A 20577-nucleotide genomic window follows, 5' to 3' on the forward strand; every position below is an offset into this window, starting at 1 on the left:
ATGTGGGTTCAAGCTGGGCTCAAGCCGCCAGCACGCTCATATCGGCAGCGGTCAGCCCGGTGTGCAGCACCAGCCCGGTGGCTGTCTGCTTGGCCTCGTGCTTGGCCAGCGCGGCCAGGTTGGCCACCTCTTCGGCGTGGCGGAATCTCCCTGGCGTGATGTGCACTGCCCCCATGGCCAGCGTGGTACACGGAAAGAACCGCGGCACGCCATGCCTGTCTTCAGCATGGATGCCGCCCGCCCGCTGCGCTGTCTCATCAAAAAGCGCCGTTGCCTCGCGTGCAAAGTCCTGGATGATGTTCTTGCAGCGCTGGCGCCAGTTGCTGCTCTGAAAGATCAGCATGAAGTCGTCCCCACCCACATGCCCCACAAAGTCGCGCCGTGCGTCGCAGTGCATGGTGGCAAGCCTTGCCACCAGCCGGATCATCTGATCGCCGCGCCAGTAGCCATAGTGGTCGTTGAAAGGCTTGAAGTGGTTCAGGTCGGCATAGCAGGCCACGAACTCGGTGCCGTTGTCCAGCAGGCGCTGCATGTGCAGGCTGATGGGAATGTTGCCGGGCAAAAAGGTGAGCGGATTGGCGTGGCGCGCTGCCTCGATACGTGTCTCGGTCACCGCGCGCACCAGCTGGTCGCCCGTGCCCAGGCCCAGGTAGCGGCCGTTGTCCGTGACGATGTAGCCGTCGTTCAGGTAGCGCTGGTCTTGTGATGTGAGGATGCCCATGAGCTGCTCCACATCGCAGTCCAGCTCCACCACGCGGGGGGCGGTGTTGGCAAAAGCCAGGCAGGGTTTGCGGCCATGCACTTCGCGGAAGTACAGCGTGGCGTAGTGGTTCATGAACTGCTGGCGGTTGATGAGGGCCACAGGCCTTGTGCCGTCTACCACCGCCAGCGCGTGCAGTTCGGTGCGCTCGTGGAACATGGCCGCCACCGCATTGTTGGGCGTGGTGGGTGTCACCGGCGGTGCCTGCACCACGCGCAGGCTGCGCAGAATGCTGGGGCGTGCCGTTTGCCCCAGGTGGGGCAGCACGGCCACGCGGCGGTCGTGCATCACCTCCAGGGCCGGGCCTTCCACAGCCTCGCGGGCGGCGGGGGCAGGGCGGCCCAGCAGCCAGCCCTGGCCGTAGGGAATGTCCAGGTCGCGCAGGGCGCGCAGGTCATCCTTGGTTTCAATGCCCTCGGCAATCAGCGTGGTGCCAAACACATCGGCAATGCCTTTGATGGCCTGCAGCATCTGCAGGTTTTCGGGGCGGTCGCTGATCTCGCGGATGAAGTATTTGTCAATCTTCACGAAGTCTGGCTTGACTTCGGACCACAGCCGCAGGCTGGATCGCCCATCGCCAAAGTCGTCCAGCGCCATGCGCGCGCCGCAGGCGTGCACCGCGTCAATGGCTTGGCGCAGGCGGGGAATATCGGTGACGCGTTCATGCTCCGTGATTTCGAGCACCAGCATGCGTGCGCTCAGGCCCAGGCTGCGCACGGCGTCGCCCAGCATGCCTGCGCCCACCAGGGCCACGCCCTGCACCAGCGCATCGGCGCTGATATTGACGAACAGGCGGCCCCCGGTGGGTTGCTGGCTCCACTGCTCCAGCGCGGTGTAGGCGCACAGCCATTCAAAGTCCTGCAGCACATCTTCGGCACGTGCCTGCTGCAGCAGGGCATCGGGGTTTTGCAGTGGCGTGCCCTGCGGGCCACGAATCAGTGCCTCATGCGCGTATATGCTGCCTTCACGCAGGTCTGCCAGCGGCTGGAAGACGCAGTGCAGCCCGCCCGAGCGCATCAGCTGCGCCAGCGCGCCAGTGCCGTGCTGCGCAGCGGGCGACAGCTTCGCCAGCAACGCTTGGCGTCGGCTGCACATCATGTTTTGCATCGCGTTGTGTCGGGTCCCTGAGCAGGGTTCGAATGATGACCTCAACTTGTGACAATGTAGTTACAAATTGCGGACCGGACAGGTTTCCTGAATTGGTTTCACGATGCCTGTTGATGCTATATATTTGATAGCTGCTTGCGCTTTCGGATAAAGCGGTACAGCCCAAAAGACGTATGCTGCCCAGCGGGCGGCCCAACAAAAAAGGAGCCCGGTTGGGCTCCTTTGTGGGTGGGGGTGGAGGGCATCCCTGCGGTGCCCACCTGGCCGTCTGGTATCAGAAACGGTGGCGAATGCCGACGCCAAAGCTGGTGCCGGAAGTCTGGTTGGTGATCTTGTCGCCCATGAACATGGCGTACACGTCGGTGCGCTTGGACAGGAAGTGGTCGTAGCCCACGGTGTAGGTCTTGCGGTCCACATTGGTTTGCGACAGGTCTGTCTTCACCCATTCCACCAGCACCTTGCCCGAGGGGCCCACAGGCACAGATGCGCCCAGTTGCAGCGTCTTGGCCTTGTTGGTGCTGTTGTCGGCCTTGGCTTCGCCGTAGCTCACAAAAGGTTTGACCATGCCAAAGTCGTAAGCGCCCAGCAGCATCCAGTCCTTCTTGGTAGTGCCCAGGTAGGCGCCCTGGCCGGGGTTGCTGATCTGATCGCGCTCGTAGAAGCCGGTCACTGTCAGCGGGCCTGCAAAGTAGAAGAAATTGGCGCCGACGTTCTTCTTGCCGTTATTGCCGGCCTGTTCACCAAACTGGTACTGCAGGTTGGCCTTGAAGCCGCCAATGTCGGGTGTGCTGTACACCAGCTGGTTGCTCCAGCCGGTGTCAGACGGTGTGGTGGCGCCCCAGCCGGTGCCATTGAACAGTGGCACGTTCATGTGCAGGATCAGCGGCGAGAAGGTGAACGAGTCGCCCAGAGGGTTGCCCACCACCGAGGGCAGGAAGTTGGGGGCCATCCAGCGGCCCAGCATCACCGAGCCGAAGTCGCCCGACAGGCTCACGTTCGCGTCACGGGAGAAGAAGGTGTCGTTGGTGAAGCGGCCTTGCGAGCCGTTGTCCACCTTGATGAACGAGGTGAGCTGGAAATTGGCCTTGAGACCACCGCCCAGGTCTTCCGTGCCCTTGAAACCAAACCAGGACGTTGTCATGCCGCCGCTGTCCACCACCGACTTGCGGCCCGCGTCGCCGGAGTTTTTGAGGGATCCGGCAAATACGTCAGTCAGGCCTGTGACCTGGACAGAGCTTTGGGCGTGGGCACCGCTGGCCAGCAGGACGCCGCCAAGCGTGAGGGACAGCGCCAACAGGTTTTTTTTCATGGGTTCTCCTGGGTTAGATGACAAAACAAATGGATCGCCGCTCCGGTGGCCATTGCACAGACATTCGGGGCACTGCCGCCGGTCGTCGTTGCGATGGCTTCCTGCGGCCCCAGCCTGCGCCGATGAACCTCATCTTTGCTGGCTGGTGGTGCACGAAACATGCATGGTGTTGGTATGAGCAATTTTTGTGCCCCGGCAGCAGCTTTTCGTCTTGAACAAGCTTGCGTAGCAGGACGGTGGTCCGCTTGAGAGCGGGCTGCGGGCGTTGTAGGGTGTCCAGTTGACAGCAGGCTGACGGTGTCGGAATTCCGCGCCAAGCCCCACAGTGACGGGGTTTGCGCTAATTGGGATGGGTTCCGCGCGGCTTTTGATCTTGCTCAAAGCCTTCCCGGCGCTGCAACGGCACATTCAATTGCATGCTGCCATCCAATTTATTTTCCTTGCCCGTCCAGACGGAAGTCATTGCCGCCGGCGAAGTGCTGCGCAGGCGCCACGAGGTACTGACCTCGGTGCTGCACCTGGAAAGCGGGAGGGTGCTGCGGGGCTTCTATGAAGAAGGCTACCTGCGGCACCAGTTGGGGGCGGTGGAGGGGCCGTTCTGGCTGGACGCCGCATCGGCATTGCTCGGTTTGCCGCTGCCTGTGGACATGGTGGCCGAAACCCGCGTGCAGGTGCGCCGCGTACCCATCGCCGATTTCCGCGCCAGTCTAGCCGCCATGCCCGAGGGCGCGCGTGGCCTGCTTCTGGATATGGCCATGGGCTACCGTCAGCAGTCCGAACTGGCGGTGAGCCGACTCGCCCACGACGCCGAAACGCGGTGCGCACAGTGGTTGCTCAACCACGCCCAGCAAGACCCCTCCGGCACGCTGCGCGTGACGCTGCACCAGCGCAAGCGCCTCATAGCTGCCCAGCTGGGCATTGCGCCCGAAACGTTCTCACGTGTGCTGCGGCATCTGCGTGAGCTGGGCCTTATCCACGGCACCGGCAATGTGCTGAATCTGCCGCAGCCTCTGGCGCTGCAGAGCATGGCGGGGCACTGAGGCAAAGGGGTTTTCCCTCTCACCCATCGGAGTCTGAAGCGCCGGGACAGTGGCTGCATTGAAGACTGGCTCAGCCCCGACGGGCTGGTCGTTTGCTCCTGCGCAGCCCCGGCAGACCGCCCGAGGCCGCAGATGCACACGGCGCGGTGATTCGTGCAGGGCATCCCCAGGGGCTAAGGGTTTCTCCGTGTGACTCCATGCGGGTTCCACCCAACCCGAGGCGATGAGGGGCTGCGTATATTTGGCTGGAACAGACCTCACTGGCCCAGCCTTCATGCCTGTTTCCCGCTCACTGTCCGTATCTGGCGCATTGGCACTCAACGCCTCACAGGCAGGGTTGCGCGTGGCGCAAGGGTGGTTCTTCTCCCATTCAGGGATGGCCTTGAGCGCTGACAGGTGTGGCGCAGCAATCGAGGCGCCATGACTGCTCCCCCTTCCTCTGTACTGCCGGCGGACACCCCTTCCTGGAGGATGCCCGGGCCGCTGGTGTGGTGGATGGTGAGCATCGCTGTGGCTTCCATGCTGGCTGCGGGTGCCGGGGCGGCGGCCTATGTCGCCCATGTATCGGGGCAAGAGGCCTTGCGCCGGGTGGTGACCCAGCAGACCGATGAGGTGGAAGTCATTGCCCGCCTGCTGGCGGGCAAGATGGAACAAAGCCAGAAAGTGCTGCGTACTTTGGCAGGAACCATTGCGCCACGCTTGCAGGAGCCGTCCTATTTCCAAGACCCGCAGGAGCTGGACGGTCTCTCGGCACTGGGCTTTTTCGATGCGGTGCAAATTGCGGGCAGCAACGGCCAATTGCTGCTGAGCCAGCGCGGCGGGCGTCCAGTGGCCGCTGCATCGCTGGAGCCCTCTGAGCGGGATGTCTTGCGCCGCACCCTGGCCGAGGGCAAGCCCCAGGTGTCAGAGCTGATTGCGGGCGGCACGGGCGATGCGCGCGTGACCTTCACCATTCCCCTGCATCGGGAGGATGGCGCCGTAGCGGGGGTGCTGGCAGGCGCGCTCAAGCTGCAATCGCAAAGTCTTTTGCCGCCCTCCATGGCTTTGCCCGAGCGGGATGAATCGCATCTGATCGTGTTTGCACGCGACGGCACCATTCTTTCTCACTCCGACCCCAGCCGTGTCCTGGGCAATGTGCGGGATGAGGCAGGCCTTTCGGCCGTCTTTGCCCGCTGGCAGCGCCAGGCCCAGCCGCTGGAGGGGCGTGGCACCACCCAGGTGCAGGCGGATCACATCGTGAGCATGGCGGGCATGCCGCTGCCGCAGTGGATGGTGGCCCGCGTGAGCCATTCGCGGGCCTTGCTGGCACCGTTGGCTGGCGCGCAGCGTGAGGCCTGGTGGACGGTGGCCGGGGTGCTGGCCGCCGCGGCGCTTGCATTGACCGTGGTGCTGGTGTGGATGGCACAACCCCTGGCGCAGTTGCGCGAAGCAGCCCGCCAGTTGCTGCGCCGCGACGAGCAGGCCCCCGTGCCTTGGCCAGAAGCCCAAGGGGAGGTGGGCGACCTGGTCGCCGTGCTGCAGCAATTGGCCCGCCAGGGCAGCGAGCATGCGCAGCAGCAAAGCGCCTTGGCCAGCCAGTTCCAGGCCATTCTCGACCACGCCTCCGTCGGCATCGTCATCACCCGCCACGGGGTGCTGGAGGTCGTGGGGCGGCAGGCCTGCCTCATGCTGGGCTATTCGCCCCGCGAACTGCAAGGCAAACCCGCACGCACGCTGTATGCATCGGCTGAAGACTATGCGCGTGCAGGGGCCCGGGTGCAGGCCGAGTTTGCAGTGCACGGTGCCTTTGATGGGGACGTGTGCTTCATGCGCAAGGACGGCAGCCCCGTGTGGGCGCGGGTGCAGGGCCGCGGCGTGCAGCCCGATGCGATGGACGGCGGCACGGTGTGGATACTGGAAGACATCACCGCGGCACGTGAGGCCCAGCAACAGCAGACCTGGGACACCACCCACGATGCGCTCACACAGCTCTTCAATCGCACCGCTTTTGACCAGCGGCTGGGTGCCTTGCTGCTGGAGCGCACCACCCGTTTGCGTTCCCCGGCCGACATGGCCCCCGGCGGTGGGGTGGGGAGCGGCGTCATACTGTACATGGACATGGATCACTTCACGGTGGTGAACGACCTGGCGGGTCATGACGCTGGCGACGACGCCCTGCGCCATGTGGCGCGCCTGCTGGAGTCGCAAGTTCGCCAACTGGGATGGGCCGCACGGGTAGGTGGCGATGAATTTGCGGTGGTGCTGCCCGGCTGCACCCTGGCCCGCGGGCAAGCGGTGGCTGAACAGCTACGCCAGGCCGTGCAGGCCTGGGCACCCTCGTACCAGGGCAGCAGCTTCACACTCAGCATCAGCATTGGCTTGGTGGCGCTGGAGCCCGCCATGCGCGATGTGGCCTCGGTGCTGTACGCCGCCGATATGGCGTGCTACGACGCGAAGCGGGCAGGGCGCAACCGCGTGCAGATCGGTCACGCGCGAGAGGCACCGACCTCTGGGCGCATGGCACTGGGGCCGGTTTAAGCTCCATCTCTAACTGCATCGTCACCTCCTCGCAGGGGTTATGCAGAGCATCATTAGCCGGTGGTGCTGAAAGTTGCGTCGTGGGGCAGTGCGCACTGCCAAATATCTTTTGCAGATTCGTCCTTTTCAATGGCATGCTTTTGGGCAATTTGGTGCGTCCGTTAGCAAAGAAGGTTTTTAAGACCTGTTTGGTTTTTGTCTCTTTGCAAAGTATTTCAAGCAGTTCATCAAGCCCGATTCTTTACCCATGCACATCCTCCTCTTGTCTGTTCTTCTGCTTTTTTCGGGAAGCGCTCTTGCATATGACGTAACTATTCACTCGGGGGCTAGCAGTGGCGGTGTGTGGAGCGGCAATGTCTGGACTCCCAATGCAACGAACTCTTTGGTCGGAGCAAATGATCTTTCCAACAGACTCGCAAGTGGTTCAGTCACCATCACTTCCACAGGCTCTGATCTCATCAAGGTTGATGCTCCGTTGAGCTGGACTGCTGACACAGTGCTCACTTTGGCTGCAGGAGGTCGAGTGGAAATCAACGGGCCGATGGTTGCTAGTGGATCTTCTGCAGGGCTTGTGATGACCTTCGGCTCTGGATACTCTCTGGCAAAGGACGGCAGCATCACGCTCTCCGGGAGCAACTCCAGCCTCAACATCGGGGGCGTGGGATATACGCTCATCCGCGATATCTCGGGTCTGCAAGCCGTTAGCGCGAGTGGCAATTTCGCCCTCGCCACTGACCTGGACGCCAGCGCCACGCGCTCCTGGAACGGCGGCCAGGGCTTTGCACCGCTGCAGGGCTTCAGCGGCGCCTTCACCGGTCTCGGCCACGCAGTAGATAGCCTGACCATTACCCGTGGCACCGAAAACAACGTGGGCCTGTTCCAAGCCGTTAGCGGGCAGGTACGCGACCTGACCCTGTCCAACGCTGCCATCACCGGCAACATCACCGTCGGTGCCGTCAGTGGCTCGCTCAGCGGCAACTTGTCGGGCATCCACGTCACCGGCTCGGTGCTGGGCAACGGCTCCAACGTCGGCGGGCTGGTCGGCCAGATCACCAATGGCACGCTGCAGGGCTCTTCCTCGACCGCCACCGTGACGGGGCTGAGCAACGTCGGCGGCCTGGCTGGCACGGTGCAGAACGGCACCCTGACAGACGCCTATGCCACGGGCGCGGTGACCGGCACCATCAGCAACAGCAGCGCCTTTGCAGGCGGGCTGGTGGGCAATGTCTTCGACTCAGCCACGCTGACCAACACCTATGCCAGCGGCCGGGTCCAGGGCTACACCGCCACAGGCGGCCTGATCGGCGGCACCTTCCTGTCCACCATCACCTTCGCTAACAGCTATTGGGATGTGAACAGCACCGGGCAGGCCAGCAGCGCCAGCGGTGGCACCGCCATCACTTCGGCCAATGCCCGCAACCAGTCCACCTACAACGGCTTCGACTTCACCAACACCTGGGTGATGTTCGAGGGTGATACCCGGCCGATGCTGCGCAGCGAGTACTCCACCGCGGTGTACACCCCCCATGCCTTGCAACTGATCGGCATGAACCTGGCCGGCAACTACCGGCTCGGCACCTCCCTCGACCTCGGCGCCGCGCTTGCTGCAGGCGGCAACGGTTACTACGCCGATGTCTGGGGTGCATCGGGCTTCAAGCCCCTGGGCAGCGACACCGGCAGCTTCACCGGCAGCTTCAATGGACAGGGCTTCGGCCTCAACGGCCTGACCATCAACCGAGCGAGCACGAACTACGTCGGTCTGTTTGGCTATACCTCCGGTGCGACCCTGGTCAACGTCAAGCTGGTGGGCGGCAGTGTCACTGGCAGCGACGGTGTCGGTGCGCTGGTCGGCTACATGACGGGCGGGACCCTTGGCAGCGCATCAGCCAGCACCACCGTCAGCGGCACCAGCACTGGCGAGGCCAATACCGGTGGGCTGGTGGGCACCAACGACGGCGGCGCCATCGCCGATGCCTCCGCCAGTGGCAACGTCACCGGCGCCGGCTACCAGGTCGGCGGCCTGGTCGGCATCAATTTCAACGGCGGCAGCATCACGCGCGCCTATGCCACCGGCAATGTGACCGGCACCAACCCGAACAACGGCATCGGCTATGTCGGTGGGCTGGTCGGAGCCAACGGCTACAGCGGCAATGGCGGTTCCATCAGCCAGTCCTACGCCACTGGCACGGTGAGGGCGGCGGCGGGCCCCATCGGCGGTTTCGTCGGCCATAACGAAGGCAGCATCACCGACTCCTACGCCAACGGCGCGGTAATCGGTCAGGGCTCGGCCAGCAATATTGGCGGTTTCGTGGGCGTCAATTTCATCAACGGCACCATCAGCAACAGCTATTCCACTGGCTATATCGCAGGCAGCAGTCAACTCGGCGGATTCGCCGGTTACAACAACGCACCGGGCAGCGCTATCACTTCCAGCTATTGGAACATCCAGACCAGCGGCCAAACACAGGGAGCAGCCGGTGGGTTGGCTGCTGGCATCACTGGCCGCACCACCGCGCAGCTGCAGGGCAGCCTGCCCGCCGGTTTCGCCTCATCGGTCTGGGGCATCGGTACCAATCTCTATCCGTATCTGCAATGGCGCTACAGCACCACACCTCACGCTGTGAGCGGCCGGGTGTTCAGCGACGTCGGCAGCACGGCACTGGCTGGTACCACCGTCAGTGCCGTGTCGGGGGGGCAACTGATCGGCAGCGTCTCCACCGGGGCGAACGGCTATTACTATGTCCTTGGCGAATCCAGCCGATTCGACAGCAATGGCACCCTCACCTACCTGGACGGCGGCTCCAGCAAGGGCGCCGCGTTCAGTGACCGAGTCGGCTACCTTGGTATCCAGGGCCTGGACATTTACGCCTCGGCCATGCGTTTGGTAACTGGGCAGGGCAGTCTCACGGCAACCCGCAGTCGCTACTTGGCCGCCCGGGGCAGCTATTCCGATACTGACCTCAGCTTTCTCGCAAGTTCAGACTTCGCTGGTCTGACTGATACCGGCTTCAGCCTTTACCTAAACGCCAGTGCGGCCAGCTACAGCCTGGATGCCGATTTGGGCTCCGGAGGTCTTTTGGCTCTGGATAGTGGTGGACAGTTCACCATCAGCGGCAATCGTCAACTGCTGGCGGGCGGCAATCTTGACCTGGCCGATCAGTTGGCGTGGAGCGATAGCGCCACATTGCGTCTGAGCACGAGCAATGGCGGCAACATCATCCTGGGTGGTGGCGTGAACGCGCCCAGCGGAACTCTCACGGTTTCTGCCGCCGGTACGGCAATCAGTAACGGTAGTGTGAGCCTTGGTGTGTTGAGTCTGGAGGCCGGCATTTGGAACCAAGTCTCCAGTAGTCTTCCCACGTTCACTATCACTGACTTCCGTCTCAGTCCCGGCGCCACGTTCGTTCGAGCCTTGGCAGGCGATGGCAGCGCAGCCTCGCCTTTTCGTATCGCTGACATCTATGGCTTGCGAAGTCTGGAGTCCAGCAGTTTGGCGGGTAGCCGCTTTATCCTCGCCAATGACATAGATGCTTCAGGTACCGCGTCCTGGAACAATGGGACCGGCTTTTCACCCATTGGAACTTCTGCAACCCCTTTTACCGGTGGGCTCGACGGTCAAGGTTTTCGTATCAGTGGATTGACCATTAACCGTGCTGGTACCACCTACGCCGGGCTTTTTGGATTCAACGCAGGCTATGTTGGCCACATTAATTTGGTGGGGAGCAGCGTAGCAGGAGGCACTTACACGGGTGCACTGGTGGGCTATAACGCAGCTAACGGGGTGATTGAACGTATTGCCAGCGATTCGACTGTCAGCGGGACCGATAACGTTGGTGGCTTGGTGGGCTACAACCTGGGGAGCGTGAGTGCGAGCTACACCAGTGGCAGCGTCAGCGGTACGTTGCACGTCGGTGGTCTTGTGGGTGCCAACGACAGCAGCGTGAGCCAGTCTGTGGCAACGGGCGCCGTCACTGGCGGAGTCCACTCAGGGGGGCTTGTAGGGTTTAACACAGGCAGTCTCAGCAACAGCTACGCCACCGGGAGCGTTCAGGGGAGCACTACGGCAGGCGGTCTGGTGGGGCTCAACCAGGGAAGCGTTGCGCGTGTTTATGCCACTGGTACGGCCAGTGCCGGCAGTGCTGGTGGTTTGGTGGGCTCCAACAGCGGTAGTGTTTCGGGCAGCTTCTGGAACACCACTACAAGCAGCCTGGTAGTAGGCGTGGGCACCGGTAGTGGAAGCGGTATTTCTGGCTTGAGCAGCATTCAAATGAAGTCGTTGCCTACCTTCAGCGCGGCCAGCTGGAATATCGACGATGCAGGTGGTACTTCCGCCATCTGGCGGATCTATTCGGGGTATACGGCGCCGTTGTTACGTAACCTATTCACCGCGAGTTTGACCGCCACTGCGGGTAATGGAAGTCGAGCGTTTGACGGCACCACGTCCGCAAACGTTGTCGTGACCTATACCCCTGCTAACCCAGACGCCCGCCTGCTGGGAACGCCGGTCACCGTGTCTGACAGCGCGCTTGTAGGTACCCAGAGCGTGCGGGTAACGGGTCTTTATTCCCAGCAAAGGGGATATGACATTTCGTTCGTGTCCGGAACCCTGACCATCGGCGCAAGCGATACAAGTGGCCTGCCGCTTCCAAGCGGGGGAACCGCACAGGTTAGTGTCACAGACGACATGGGAAACACCTGCCAGTTCACCCAAGCGCAATTCTTGGTCCGCTCCGCTATCGCTGATCCTCTGCCTGCGGGCGCTTCCGTGGTGGGTGACCTCTTCGATTTTGTGCTTGATGGCTGTGCACCCCATGCCACCGCCACGATTCGCATCACTTATCCCAACCTGCCTGCCAACGCACGGTATTTGAAATATGGACCTACAGCTTCAAATACTGCGCCGCATTGGTACGCTTATGCCCAAGCAACCGTGGCTGGCAATGTGGTAACTTTGCGCATAAAAAATGGAGGAGAGGGCGATGACGATCTCGATGCGAACAACGCTCGCATCGTGGACGCGGGAGGACCTGCCTTGCTGCCTGCCTCTCCCGGCAGCACCCAGTCTATTCCCGCAACAGGCCCTCTGGTTTTGATTCTGCTGTCGGTAATGTTGTCACTCGTCGCATGGCAGGCGCGTCGCTCCCTCTAGTGAGGTTCTGACCGAGGGGTTACGTCGGCATGCCTTGCAACGCAGTCAGCACATTCTCAGCGGTAGCCGGAGCGTTCAGCAAGACAGCCGTGTGCGCGGGCGTGCTTTTACGCCCTGCTGCAATGGCGTTGCGCAGCGCCTCATACACGCTGATGGCCAGCATGAAGGGCGGCTCGCCCACGGCCTTGCTGCCACCCACGTTGTCTTCCCGGTTGGCTTCGTGCCACAGGTTGACGTTGAAGTGCTGGGGGATGTCGCTGGTGGCCGGGATCTTGTAGGTGCTGGGCGCATGGGTAGTGAGCAGGCCTTTGTCGTTCCACACCAGTTGTTCCGTCGTCAGCCAGCCCATGCCCTGCACAAAGCCGCCTTCGATCTGCCCCACGTCAATGGCCGGGTTGATGCTGTGCCCCACGTCGTGGAGGATGTCCACCTTCAGCACGCGGCTCTCGCCCGTCAGTGTGTCGATCGCCACTTCGGTGCACGCTGCGCCGTAGCTGAAGTAGTAAAAGGGCCGGCCGGTGAGCGTGGTCTTGTCGTAATGGATTTTGGGGGTGCGGTAGAAGCCGTCGCTCCACAGCTGGATGCGGTTGGCGTAGGCCTCTTTGACCACCGCCTCAAAGCTGCGCACCGCCTTGGGCGAGATGACCTGCCCCCCCGCAAAGCGGATGGCCCCGGCACCGCAGCCATCGAGCCCGCACACGAACGATGCCAGGTTGTCGCGCACATTGCGTGCGGCGTATTGCGCGGCGCGGCCGTTGAGGTCTGTGCCGCTGCTGGCAGCCGTGGCGCTGGCGTTGGGCACCTTGCTGGTGTCGCTGGCGGTCACCAGCACGCGGGAAAGGGGCACGCCCAGCTCGTCGGCCACGATCTGCGCCACCTTGGTGTGCAGGCCCTGGCCCATTTCGGTGCCGCCGTGGTTCACCTGCACACTGCCGTCGGTGTAAACATGCACCAGCGCCCCGGCCTGGTTGAACAGGGTGGCCGTGAAGCTGATGCCGAACTTGACAGGCGTGATGGCCACCCCGCGTTTGAGCACGGGGCTTTGCGCATTCCACGCGGCAATCTCGGCTTGCCGCTCGCGGTAGCGGCTGGTGTGTTCCAGGCGCGGCAGCAGCTCGTGCAGGATGTTGTCTTCCACCGTCATCTGGTAGTGGGTGACATTGCGGCCTTCGCTGGCGTTGCGCCCGTACAGGTTGGCCATGCGCACGTCCTGTGCGTCACGGCCCAGCGCGCGGGCAATGTCGCCCATGATGGCTTCGATGACGATCACACCCTGGGGCCCGCCAAAACCGCGGAAGGCCGTATGGCTCTGGGTGTTTGTCTTGCAGCGGTACGAGGCAATCTCCACGTCGCTCAGAAAGTACGCGTTGTCGGCGTGGAACACCGCGCGGTCGGCCACGGGGCCCGACAGGTCGGCGCTGAAGCCGCAGTTGGCGGCCATCTGCAGCTTGAGGCCTGTGATGCGGCCACGGTCGTCAAAGCCTACGTCGTACTGGTAGGCAAACGGGTGGCGCTTGCCGGTGACCATGAAGTCGTCGTCCCGGTCCAGCCGCAGCTTGACGGGGCGGCCCAGCTTGTTCGCGGCCACAGCGGCCCACACGGCCAGGTGGCCCGCCTGCGTCTCTTTGCCGCCAAAGCCACCGCCCAGGCGGCGGCATTCCACCTTGACCGCATGGTTGTCGATGCCCAGCGCGTGCGCTACCCAGTGCTGAACCTCGCCGGGGTGCTGGCTGCTGGAGTAGATCCACCACTGCTTTTGTTCCAGCGGCAGCGCATAGGCAATCTGGCCTTCCAGATAAAAGTGCTCTTGCCCACCCACTTCAAACGCACCGCTCAAGCGGTGAGCCGCACTGGCCAGGCCCGCAGCAGCATCGCCCCGGCGCACAAACACGGGCGGCAGCACGTAGCTTTGCGCCTGCAGAGCCTGCTGCACGGTCAGGATAGCGGGCAGGGGGGTGATGTCGAGCTTGACCGACCGCGCTGCGCGCCGCGCCTGCATGACGGATTCCGCCACCACCAGGCCCACCACCTGGCCGATGTGGTGCACGGTGCCATGCGCAAACACAGGTTCGTCATGGGCAAAGGCGGCCAGCAGCTTGTTGCCAGGCACGTCCTGCGCCAGCACCACGCCGCGCACGCCGGGCAGGCCCAAAGCCGCGCTGGCGTCCACGCCATTCAGCGTGCCGTGCGCCACGGTAGAGAGAATGGGCGCGGCATACAGCGTGCCCTTCACCTCGGGCAGGTCGTCAATGTAGTGCGCAGCCCCCGCCACCTGGGCGCGGGCGCTTTCGTGGAAGTGCGATTGGCCCATGGCCGCGCGGGCAATGGAGGAGCTGTCGGCCCGAGAGGCGGTGGGGGCCGTTGCGTTGGCGTGGGCGTCGGCCTGCACGGCCGCAGGGGCGTCCACGGCATCGCGGCTGGGCGAGAGGGTGTGAAGGGGCTGGGGGCTCATACGGCCTCCTGGGTGAGTTGTTGCAGGCTGGCTTGGGGATGGCCCTGGCTCTCCAGCCACAGGCGCTGCAGCAGGTTGGCCAGCACGGTGCGGCGATAGGCACTGCTGGCCCGCATATCAGAGATGGGGTTGAACTCGGCTTGCAGCACCTGGGCGGCCCGCTGCACGGAGGCCTCGCCCCAGGGGCGGCCTTGCAAGGCGGCCTCAGTCTGGCGGGCGCGCACCGGGGTGGCGGCCACCCCGCCTGCACCGATGCGCGCTTCGCGCACCTGGCCGTCTTCCACTTTCAGTTTCACCACCAGGCACACGGCAGAGATGTCGTCGTCAAACCGCTTGGAGATTTTGTAGGCCTTGAGGGTCTGGTGCGGTGTGGCGCGGGGCACCACGATGCGCACCAGCAGTTCGTCCGGGGCCATCACGTTCTGCCGGTAGCCGGTGTAGAGGTCTTCCAGCGGAAGCTGGCGTTCGCCCCGGGCGTGGCTGGCCAGCACCACCTGGGCGCCCAGCGCAATCAGCAGCGGCATGGAGTCACCAATGGGGGAGCCGTTGGCCACGTTGCCGCCCAAGGTGCCTGAATTGCGCACCGGCAGACCGGCAAAGCGGTGGGCAAATTCCGCCAGACTGGGCCATTCCGCCACCAGCCGGGCAAAGGCGTCGGTCAGCGACACGGCTGCGCCGATGGCGATGTGCTCGGGGGTGTCTTCGATGCGGCGCAGCTCGGCGGCGCGGGTGACGTCCAGCACCTGGGCAAACTGGCGGTGCTGCTTGGTGATCCACAGGCCCACATCGGTGGCACCAGCCACCACCTGCGCCTGCGGGTGGGCGGCGCGGGCGGCCAGCAGTTCTGCCTGGCTGGTGGGGGCGATATAGGTGAAATGAGGCTCTTGCGCTTGTCTGGATTGCGCAAGCAGCTCTAATTTTTGTAGCAGTTCGTCCTCTTTCACCGCAACGCGGGGGAGCGATGCCATCTGCTGCGCTGCGTCCAGAATGGGGCGGTAGCCGGTGCAGCGGCACAGGTTTCCGGAAAGGTCTTGCTGGGCCTGCGCGCGTGTGATGGCTTGGCCCTGGCACACGCGGTTCTGGTACATGCCAAACAGGCTCATCACAAACCCAGGGGTGCAGAAGCCGCACTGGGAGCCGTGGCATTGCACCAGAGCTTCCTGCACCGGATGCAGCGTGCTGTCATGGGTGGTGGGGGGTGTGGTCGAGCCTGCCGATGCGGCTGAAGCGGCCACCGGCTGGATCAGCGGGTCTTCGGTCAGGTCTTCCGCCGTCCATAGCGCCATGCCGTCTACCGAGTGCGCCAGGCGAATGCAGCTGTTGACTGCGCTGAAGCGGACCTTGCCGTGGCCGTCTGCCTCGCCCAGCACCACGGTGCAGGCACCGCAGTCGCCTTCACCGCAGCCTTCCTTGGTGCCGGTGCAGCCCAGGTCTTCGCGCAGCACCTCCAGCAAAGTGCGGTCGGGTGGTACATTGCCCAGCGCCACGGGCTGGCCTCGGCGCAAGAATTGCAAGGGTCGGGTCGTCATGAAAGATACCGCTTCAATGTCTATGTGTTCATCTGAGGGTAGAACGCGGGGCCGCCATCGGCATACGTGCAAGCTTATGACAGCCATGCCCCCACTGCTATGAGAGACCAAGCCCTTTTCGACAAGATAGACCTCCATCTCATAAGGGTCTTGCACACCGTGCTCACTGAACGCAGCGTATCCCGGGCAGCCGTGCGGCTGGGCATGCACCAGCCGGCAGTGTCGGCTGCGCTCAAGCGGCTGCGTGATCTGGCAGGCGACCCGCTGCTGGTGCGATCAGGGGCCAGCATGATGCCCACCGATGCTGCCCTGCGCATGGTGGAGCCCGCGGCACTGATCCTGCGCTCGGCCGAGGCACTGTTTTCTGACGCGCGGGGTTTTGACCCGCGCACGGCCACCCGCACCTTTCGCGTGGCGGCCAGCGACTATCTGGATCCGCTTTTTCTGCCCCAGCTGGTGGCCCGTATCAAGGCGCAGGCCCCCCTGTGCCCGATTGAAATTCTGCCCCTGTCGGCCGACGCGCACTACCACGCCCATCTGGCCCAGGGCGATGTGGATGTGGTGATTGGCAACTGGCCCCAGCCGCCTGAAGACCTGCACATGGGCCGTCTGTTTGGTGACGAGGTGGTGTGCCTGGTGAACAAGGACCATCCTGCGGTGCGCCGGGGCTGGACCGAGACCGACTGGCTGGCGGCAGAGCACATTGCCCCCACGCCCACACACCCTGGGGCGCGAGGCGTGATCGATGCCCACCTGGACAGCCTGGGCCTTTCGCGCAATATCACCGCACGGTGCGCCCATTTCAGCGCGATTCCGCACATCGTGGCCTCCAGCCTGCTGGTGCTGACGACCGGGCGCCAGTTCTGCGAGCGCTTCACCGCGCAGCTGCCAGTGGCCATATTGCCCAGCCCGGTGGCGTTTCCCCGGCTGTTGTATTACCAGCTGTGGCATGCGCGGACGCACCACTCGGCTGCAGCCATGTGGCTGCGCGACAGTGTCAAGTCGGTGGCTGCTTCGCTACGAAAAGAATAGCTGCCTGCGCATGCTGAATAAGCCGCAAGGCATGATTTGGCAGTTACTGGCCCAGAGATAACAAGTTGTAATTCTGAGAGACAATCCCCGCATGAGTTCTCCCCCCCATTTCTCTGCGCCTGGTGCGGCGCCGCCGCGTTTGCAGCTGGCGGGCATCACCAAGCGCTATCCGGCCGTGGTGGCCAATAGCGGCGTTTCGCTGACAGTGCAGCCTGGCGAAATCCACGCCGTGCTGGGCGAAAACGGCGCGGGCAAGTCCACGCTGATGAAAATCATCTACGGCTCCGTCAAACCGGACGAAGGCACGGTCCATTTCAACGGCCAGGCCGTGCAGGTGCGCAACCCGCAGGAAGCGCGTGCCCTGGGCATTGCCATGGTGTTCCAGCATTTCAGCCTGTTCGACACCCTCACGGTGGCCGAGAACGTGTGGCTGGGCCTGGACAAGAGCCTGACGCTGGCCGAGGTGACCAGCCGCATCACCGCCAAGGCCACCGAGTACGGCCTGGACATTGACCCGCTGCGCCCGGTGCACACCCTGAGCGTGGGGGAGATGCAGCGTGTGGAAATCATCCGCGCCCTGCTCACCAATCCCAAGCTGTTGATCCTGGACGAGCCCACTTCGGTGCTGACGCCCCAGGCGGTGGAAAAGCTCTTTGTGGTGCTGCGCAAGCTGGCGTCCGAGGGCTGCAGCATTCTCTACATCAGCCACAAGCTGCATGAAATTCGCGCCCTGTGCACAGCCTGCACGGTGCTGCGCGGCGGCAAAGTCACAGGGGTCTGCAACCCGGCTGAGGAAAGCAATGCGTCCCTGTCGCGCTTGATGATCGGGGCCGAGCCACCCGCCTTGCAGCACCGCGAGGTGCAGACGGGGGCTACGGTGCTGCGGGTGCAGAGCCTCTCCCTGCCGCGCGCCGACCAGTTCGGTGTGGACCTGATGGATATCGAGTTCGAGGTCAAGGCGGGCGAGGTGGTTGGCATTGCGGGCGTGTCCGGCAACGGGCAAAAGGAACTGCTCTATGCCCTGTCTGGCGAAGACCAGCGCGCCGAGGCGGCCAGCATTCAGGTGTCAGGGCACAACGCGGGCCGCATGGGCCCCACCCAGCGCCGGGCGTTGGGGCTGCACTTTGTGCCTGAAGAGCGCCTGGGCCGCGGCGCCGTGCCCACCATGGGGCTGGCGCACAACCTGCTGCTCACGCGGACCAACTCGGTCAGCGGCAGTGGCTGGATCAAGGTGGGTGCCCTGCAAAAGCATGCGCAGGCGCTGATTGACCGCTTCAACGTCAAGGCCGGTGGCCCCAACGCGCCTGCCAAGTCGCTGTCGGGCGGCAACCTGCAGAAATTCATTGTGGGGCGTGAAATTGACGCGAACCCCAAGCTGCTCATCGTCTCGCAACCCACCTGGGGTGTGGACGTGGGCGCTGCTGCGCAAATCCGCGCATCCATCCTGGCACTGCGCGACGCCGGTTGCGCTGTGCTGGTGGTGAGTGAGGAGCTGGACGAATTGTTTGAGATCTGTGACCGGCTGCATGTGGTGGCCAAAGGCCATCTGTCGCCCTCGGTGCCGCGTGCCGAGGCCACGGTGGAGCGCATTGGCGAATGGATGAGCGGGTTGTGGCATGCCGATGTGCAGGCCTGTCTGGCCCAGGCCGAGCAGCAGATTGCGACCACAGCGGGGGAGGTGCAGCATGCTTAAGCTGGAACCACGTCCCCAGGCCTCGCGGCTGTGGACGTATGGCTCACCCGTGCTGGCCCTTGCGGTCACGGTGCTGATCGGCATTGCGCTCTTCGTCGCGCTGGGCAAAGACCCGGTGCGCGGGCTGCAGGTGTTTTTCTGGGAACCCATCAAATCGCAGTACGCCATTGGCGAACTCATGGTCAAGGCTACGCCGCTGCTGCTGATTGCGCTGGGGCTGGCGGTGTGCTTCCGCTCCAACGTGTGGAACATCGGTGCCGAGGGCCAGTTCGTCATCGGTGCCGTGGCGGCGGGCGGCATGGCGCTGCTGGCCGACAAGACCACCGGTCCGTGGATCGTGCCTGCCATCCTGCTCGCTGGCGTGCTGGGCGGCATGGTATGGGCGGGGCTTACGGCGCTGCTGCGCGACAAGTTCAACGCCAACGAAATCCTGGTCAGCCTGATGCTGGTCTACGTGGCCACGCTGGTGCTGGGTTATCTGGTTTACGGGCCATGGAAGGACCCCATGGGCTACAACTTTCCGCAGACCAAGATGTTTGAGAAGGTCACCCAGATTCCCCGGCTGATGCAGGGCTCACGCGTGTCCATCGGCCTGCTGCTGGCGCTGGCCGGGGCGGGAGCGCTGTGGGTGTTCCTGTTCCGCACCCGCGCCGGGTTTGCCCAGCAGGTGGGTGGCCTGGCACCCGCGGCGGCGCGTTACGCGGGCTTTTCATCGCGCCGTGCGCTGTGGACTGCGCTGTTGATCTCTGGCGGTGCTGCAGGTCTTGCTGGCGCGCTGGAAGTGGCGGGCCCCATCGGCCAGCTCACCCCCTATGTGCCTGCGGGCTACGGCTTCGCGGCCATCATCGTGGCCTTTGTGGGGCGCTTGCATCCCGTGGGCATGATTCTCTCGGCCATTCTCATGAGCATGTTCTATATCGGCGGCGAGCTGGCGCAGTCGCGCCTGGGCTTGCCCAAGTCCCTGACCGGAGTGTTCCAGGGGCTGCTGCTGTTCACGCTGCTGGCGTGCGACACCTTGATTGCCTACCGCATCCGCTGGGCGGCTTCGAAGGGAGGCCAATGATGGAATCGTACGCACTTCTCATCGGCTCCACCCTCAGCGCGGGCACCGTGCTGGCGATTGCCGCCCTGGGGCTGCTCATCAATGAAAAGGCGGGCATCGTCAACCTTGGGGCCGAGGGCATCATGCTGTGCGCGGCCATTGCAGGTTTTGCCACGGTGGTGCACACCGGCAACACATGGCTGGGTTTTGCTGCGGGCATGGCCGCAGGGGCTGCGCTGGCGGCCGTTTTCGGCGTGCTGGTGATCTGGCTCAACACCAACCAGTACGCCACCGGGCTGGCGCTGTCGCTGTTTGGCGTGGGCTTTTCGGCGTTTGCGGGCATCAGCTATGTGCAGGCCAAACTGCCTGAATCGCCCAAATATTCCATTCCGGTGCTGGGCGATATCCCGTTGCTGGGCACGGCGCTGTTTCAGCAGCATCCGCTGGTCTACCTCACGATGCTGCTGGTGGTGGCCCTGGTGTGGTTTCTGTACCGTTCGCGCGCCGGGCTGGTGTTGCGCTCGGTAGGGGAGTCGCCAGAGTCAGCCCATGCCCTGGGCTACCCCGTGCGCCGCATTCGGCTGGCGGCTGTGGTGGCGGGCGGGGCGCTGTGTGGTCTGGCAGGTGCCTACATTTCCACGGTGTACACGCCCCTGTGGGTGGAGGGCATGGTTGCAGGCCGTGGCTGGATTGCGCTGGCACTCACCACCTTTGCCACCTGGCGCCCGGCACGGGTGTTGCTTGGTGCTTATCTGTTCGGTGGGGTGACCATGCTGCAGTTCCATTTGCAGGCCACAGGCGTGCAGGTGGCCAGCCAGTTGCTCAGCATGTTGCCCTACCTGGCCACCATCGTGGTGCTGGCCTTGATCTCGCGCAATCCCGCCTGGATTCGCGTGAACATGCCCGCATCCCTGGGTAAGCCGTTTTACCCCGGCTCATAATGGTTG

11 protein-coding genes are annotated in these 20577 nt (G+C 63.8%); 7 read left to right on the forward strand and 4 right to left on the reverse strand.

From position 1 onward, the window contains the following. Nucleotides 1-19 precede the first annotated feature (19 nt). Together AACH87_RS08040 and AACH87_RS08045 are read right to left on the reverse strand one after the other, a co-directional pair. Entirely contained in the window at nucleotides 20-1867 is a 1848-nt protein-coding gene (locus AACH87_RS08040; protein ID WP_338798260.1) for a phosphodiesterase, read from the reverse strand. 274 nt (nucleotides 1868-2141) lie between these two features. After that, nucleotides 2142-3176 carry a porin gene (locus AACH87_RS08045; RefSeq protein ID WP_338798261.1) on the reverse strand — a complete coding sequence of 345 codons (1035 nt, stop codon included), beginning with the start codon at nucleotides 3174-3176 and terminating at the stop codon, nucleotides 2142-2144. A 416-nt stretch (nucleotides 3177-3592) separates the two neighbouring features. Between AACH87_RS08045 and AACH87_RS08050 the strand changes: the two genes are divergently transcribed. From AACH87_RS08050 to AACH87_RS08060, 3 genes are all read left to right on the forward strand, one after another. Next, a complete protein-coding gene (locus AACH87_RS08050; RefSeq protein ID WP_338798262.1) occupies nucleotides 3593-4216 on the forward strand; it encodes a Crp/Fnr family transcriptional regulator in 624 nt (207 codons plus the stop codon). Nucleotides 4217-4636: 420 nt separating this feature from the next. Continuing rightward, nucleotides 4637-6733, forward strand: a complete 2097-nt coding sequence (locus AACH87_RS08055) for a diguanylate cyclase (protein WP_338798263.1) — start codon at nucleotides 4637-4639, stop codon at nucleotides 6731-6733. Nucleotides 6734-7256: 523 nt separating this feature from the next. Then, a complete protein-coding gene (locus AACH87_RS08060; protein ID WP_338798264.1) occupies nucleotides 7257-11882 on the forward strand; it encodes a GLUG motif-containing protein in 4626 nt (1541 codons plus the stop codon). Between the two features lie 19 nt (nucleotides 11883-11901). On the opposite strand, the gene xdhB is transcribed toward AACH87_RS08060, so the two are convergent. Further along, entirely contained in the window at nucleotides 11902-14334 is a 2433-nt protein-coding gene (gene xdhB, locus AACH87_RS08065; protein ID WP_338798265.1) for a xanthine dehydrogenase molybdopterin binding subunit, read from the reverse strand. After that, nucleotides 14331-15863 (reverse strand): xanthine dehydrogenase small subunit, encoded by a 1533-nt coding sequence (gene xdhA, locus AACH87_RS08070; protein WP_338798266.1) that lies wholly within the window; start codon nucleotides 15861-15863, stop codon nucleotides 14331-14333. Before xdhA ends, xdhB begins: the two co-directional genes overlap by 4 nt. Before the next feature lie 99 nt (nucleotides 15864-15962). On the opposite strand from xdhA, the gene AACH87_RS08075 reads away from it, so the two are divergent. From AACH87_RS08075 to AACH87_RS08090, 4 genes are all read left to right on the forward strand, one after another. Further along, complete coding sequence (locus tag AACH87_RS08075; RefSeq protein WP_338798267.1) at nucleotides 15963-16895, forward strand: LysR family transcriptional regulator; 933 nt, start codon at nucleotides 15963-15965, stop codon at nucleotides 16893-16895. A 91-nt stretch (nucleotides 16896-16986) separates the two neighbouring features. Further along, the gene (locus tag AACH87_RS08080; protein WP_338798268.1) at nucleotides 16987-18588 is read left to right on the forward strand and encodes an ABC transporter ATP-binding protein; all 1602 of its coding nucleotides are present in this window, start codon (nucleotides 16987-16989) and stop codon (nucleotides 18586-18588) included. Then, entirely contained in the window at nucleotides 18581-19651 is a 1071-nt protein-coding gene (locus AACH87_RS08085) for an ABC transporter permease (RefSeq protein ID WP_338798269.1), read from the forward strand. Before AACH87_RS08080 ends, AACH87_RS08085 begins: the two co-directional genes overlap by 8 nt. Further along, a complete protein-coding gene (locus tag AACH87_RS08090) occupies nucleotides 19651-20571 on the forward strand; it encodes an ABC transporter permease (protein ID WP_338798270.1) in 921 nt (306 codons plus the stop codon). The genes AACH87_RS08085 and AACH87_RS08090 overlap by 1 nt, the downstream gene beginning before the upstream one ends. Nucleotides 20572-20577: the final 6 nt, after the last annotated feature.

This window comes from Acidovorax sp. DW039, from assembly GCF_037101375.1.
Taxonomy (GTDB): domain Bacteria; phylum Pseudomonadota; class Gammaproteobacteria; order Burkholderiales; family Burkholderiaceae_C; genus Acidovorax.

Bases quoted from the DNA above. Each gene is read 5' to 3' on its own strand.
- AACH87_RS08040 (WP_338798260.1), bottom strand. From the start codon at position 1,867: ATGCAAAACATGATGTGCAGCCGACGCCAAGCGTTGCTGGCGAAGCTG.
- AACH87_RS08045 (WP_338798261.1), bottom strand. From the start codon at position 3,176: ATGAAAAAAAACCTGTTGGCGCTGTCCCTCACGCTTGGCGGCGTCCTG.
- AACH87_RS08050 (WP_338798262.1), top strand. From the start codon at position 3,593: ATGCTGCCATCCAATTTATTTTCCTTGCCCGTCCAGACGGAAGTCATT.
- AACH87_RS08055 (WP_338798263.1), top strand. From the start codon at position 4,637: ATGACTGCTCCCCCTTCCTCTGTACTGCCGGCGGACACCCCTTCCTGG.
- xdhB (WP_338798265.1), bottom strand. From the start codon at position 14,334: ATGAGCCCCCAGCCCCTTCACACCCTCTCGCCCAGCCGCGATGCCGTG.
- xdhA (WP_338798266.1), bottom strand. From the start codon at position 15,863: ATGACGACCCGACCCTTGCAATTCTTGCGCCGAGGCCAGCCCGTGGCG.
- AACH87_RS08075 (WP_338798267.1), top strand. From the start codon at position 15,963: ATGAGAGACCAAGCCCTTTTCGACAAGATAGACCTCCATCTCATAAGG.
- AACH87_RS08080 (WP_338798268.1), top strand. From the start codon at position 16,987: ATGAGTTCTCCCCCCCATTTCTCTGCGCCTGGTGCGGCGCCGCCGCGT.
- AACH87_RS08085 (WP_338798269.1), top strand. From the start codon at position 18,581: ATGCTTAAGCTGGAACCACGTCCCCAGGCCTCGCGGCTGTGGACGTAT.
- AACH87_RS08090 (WP_338798270.1), top strand. From the start codon at position 19,651: ATGGAATCGTACGCACTTCTCATCGGCTCCACCCTCAGCGCGGGCACC.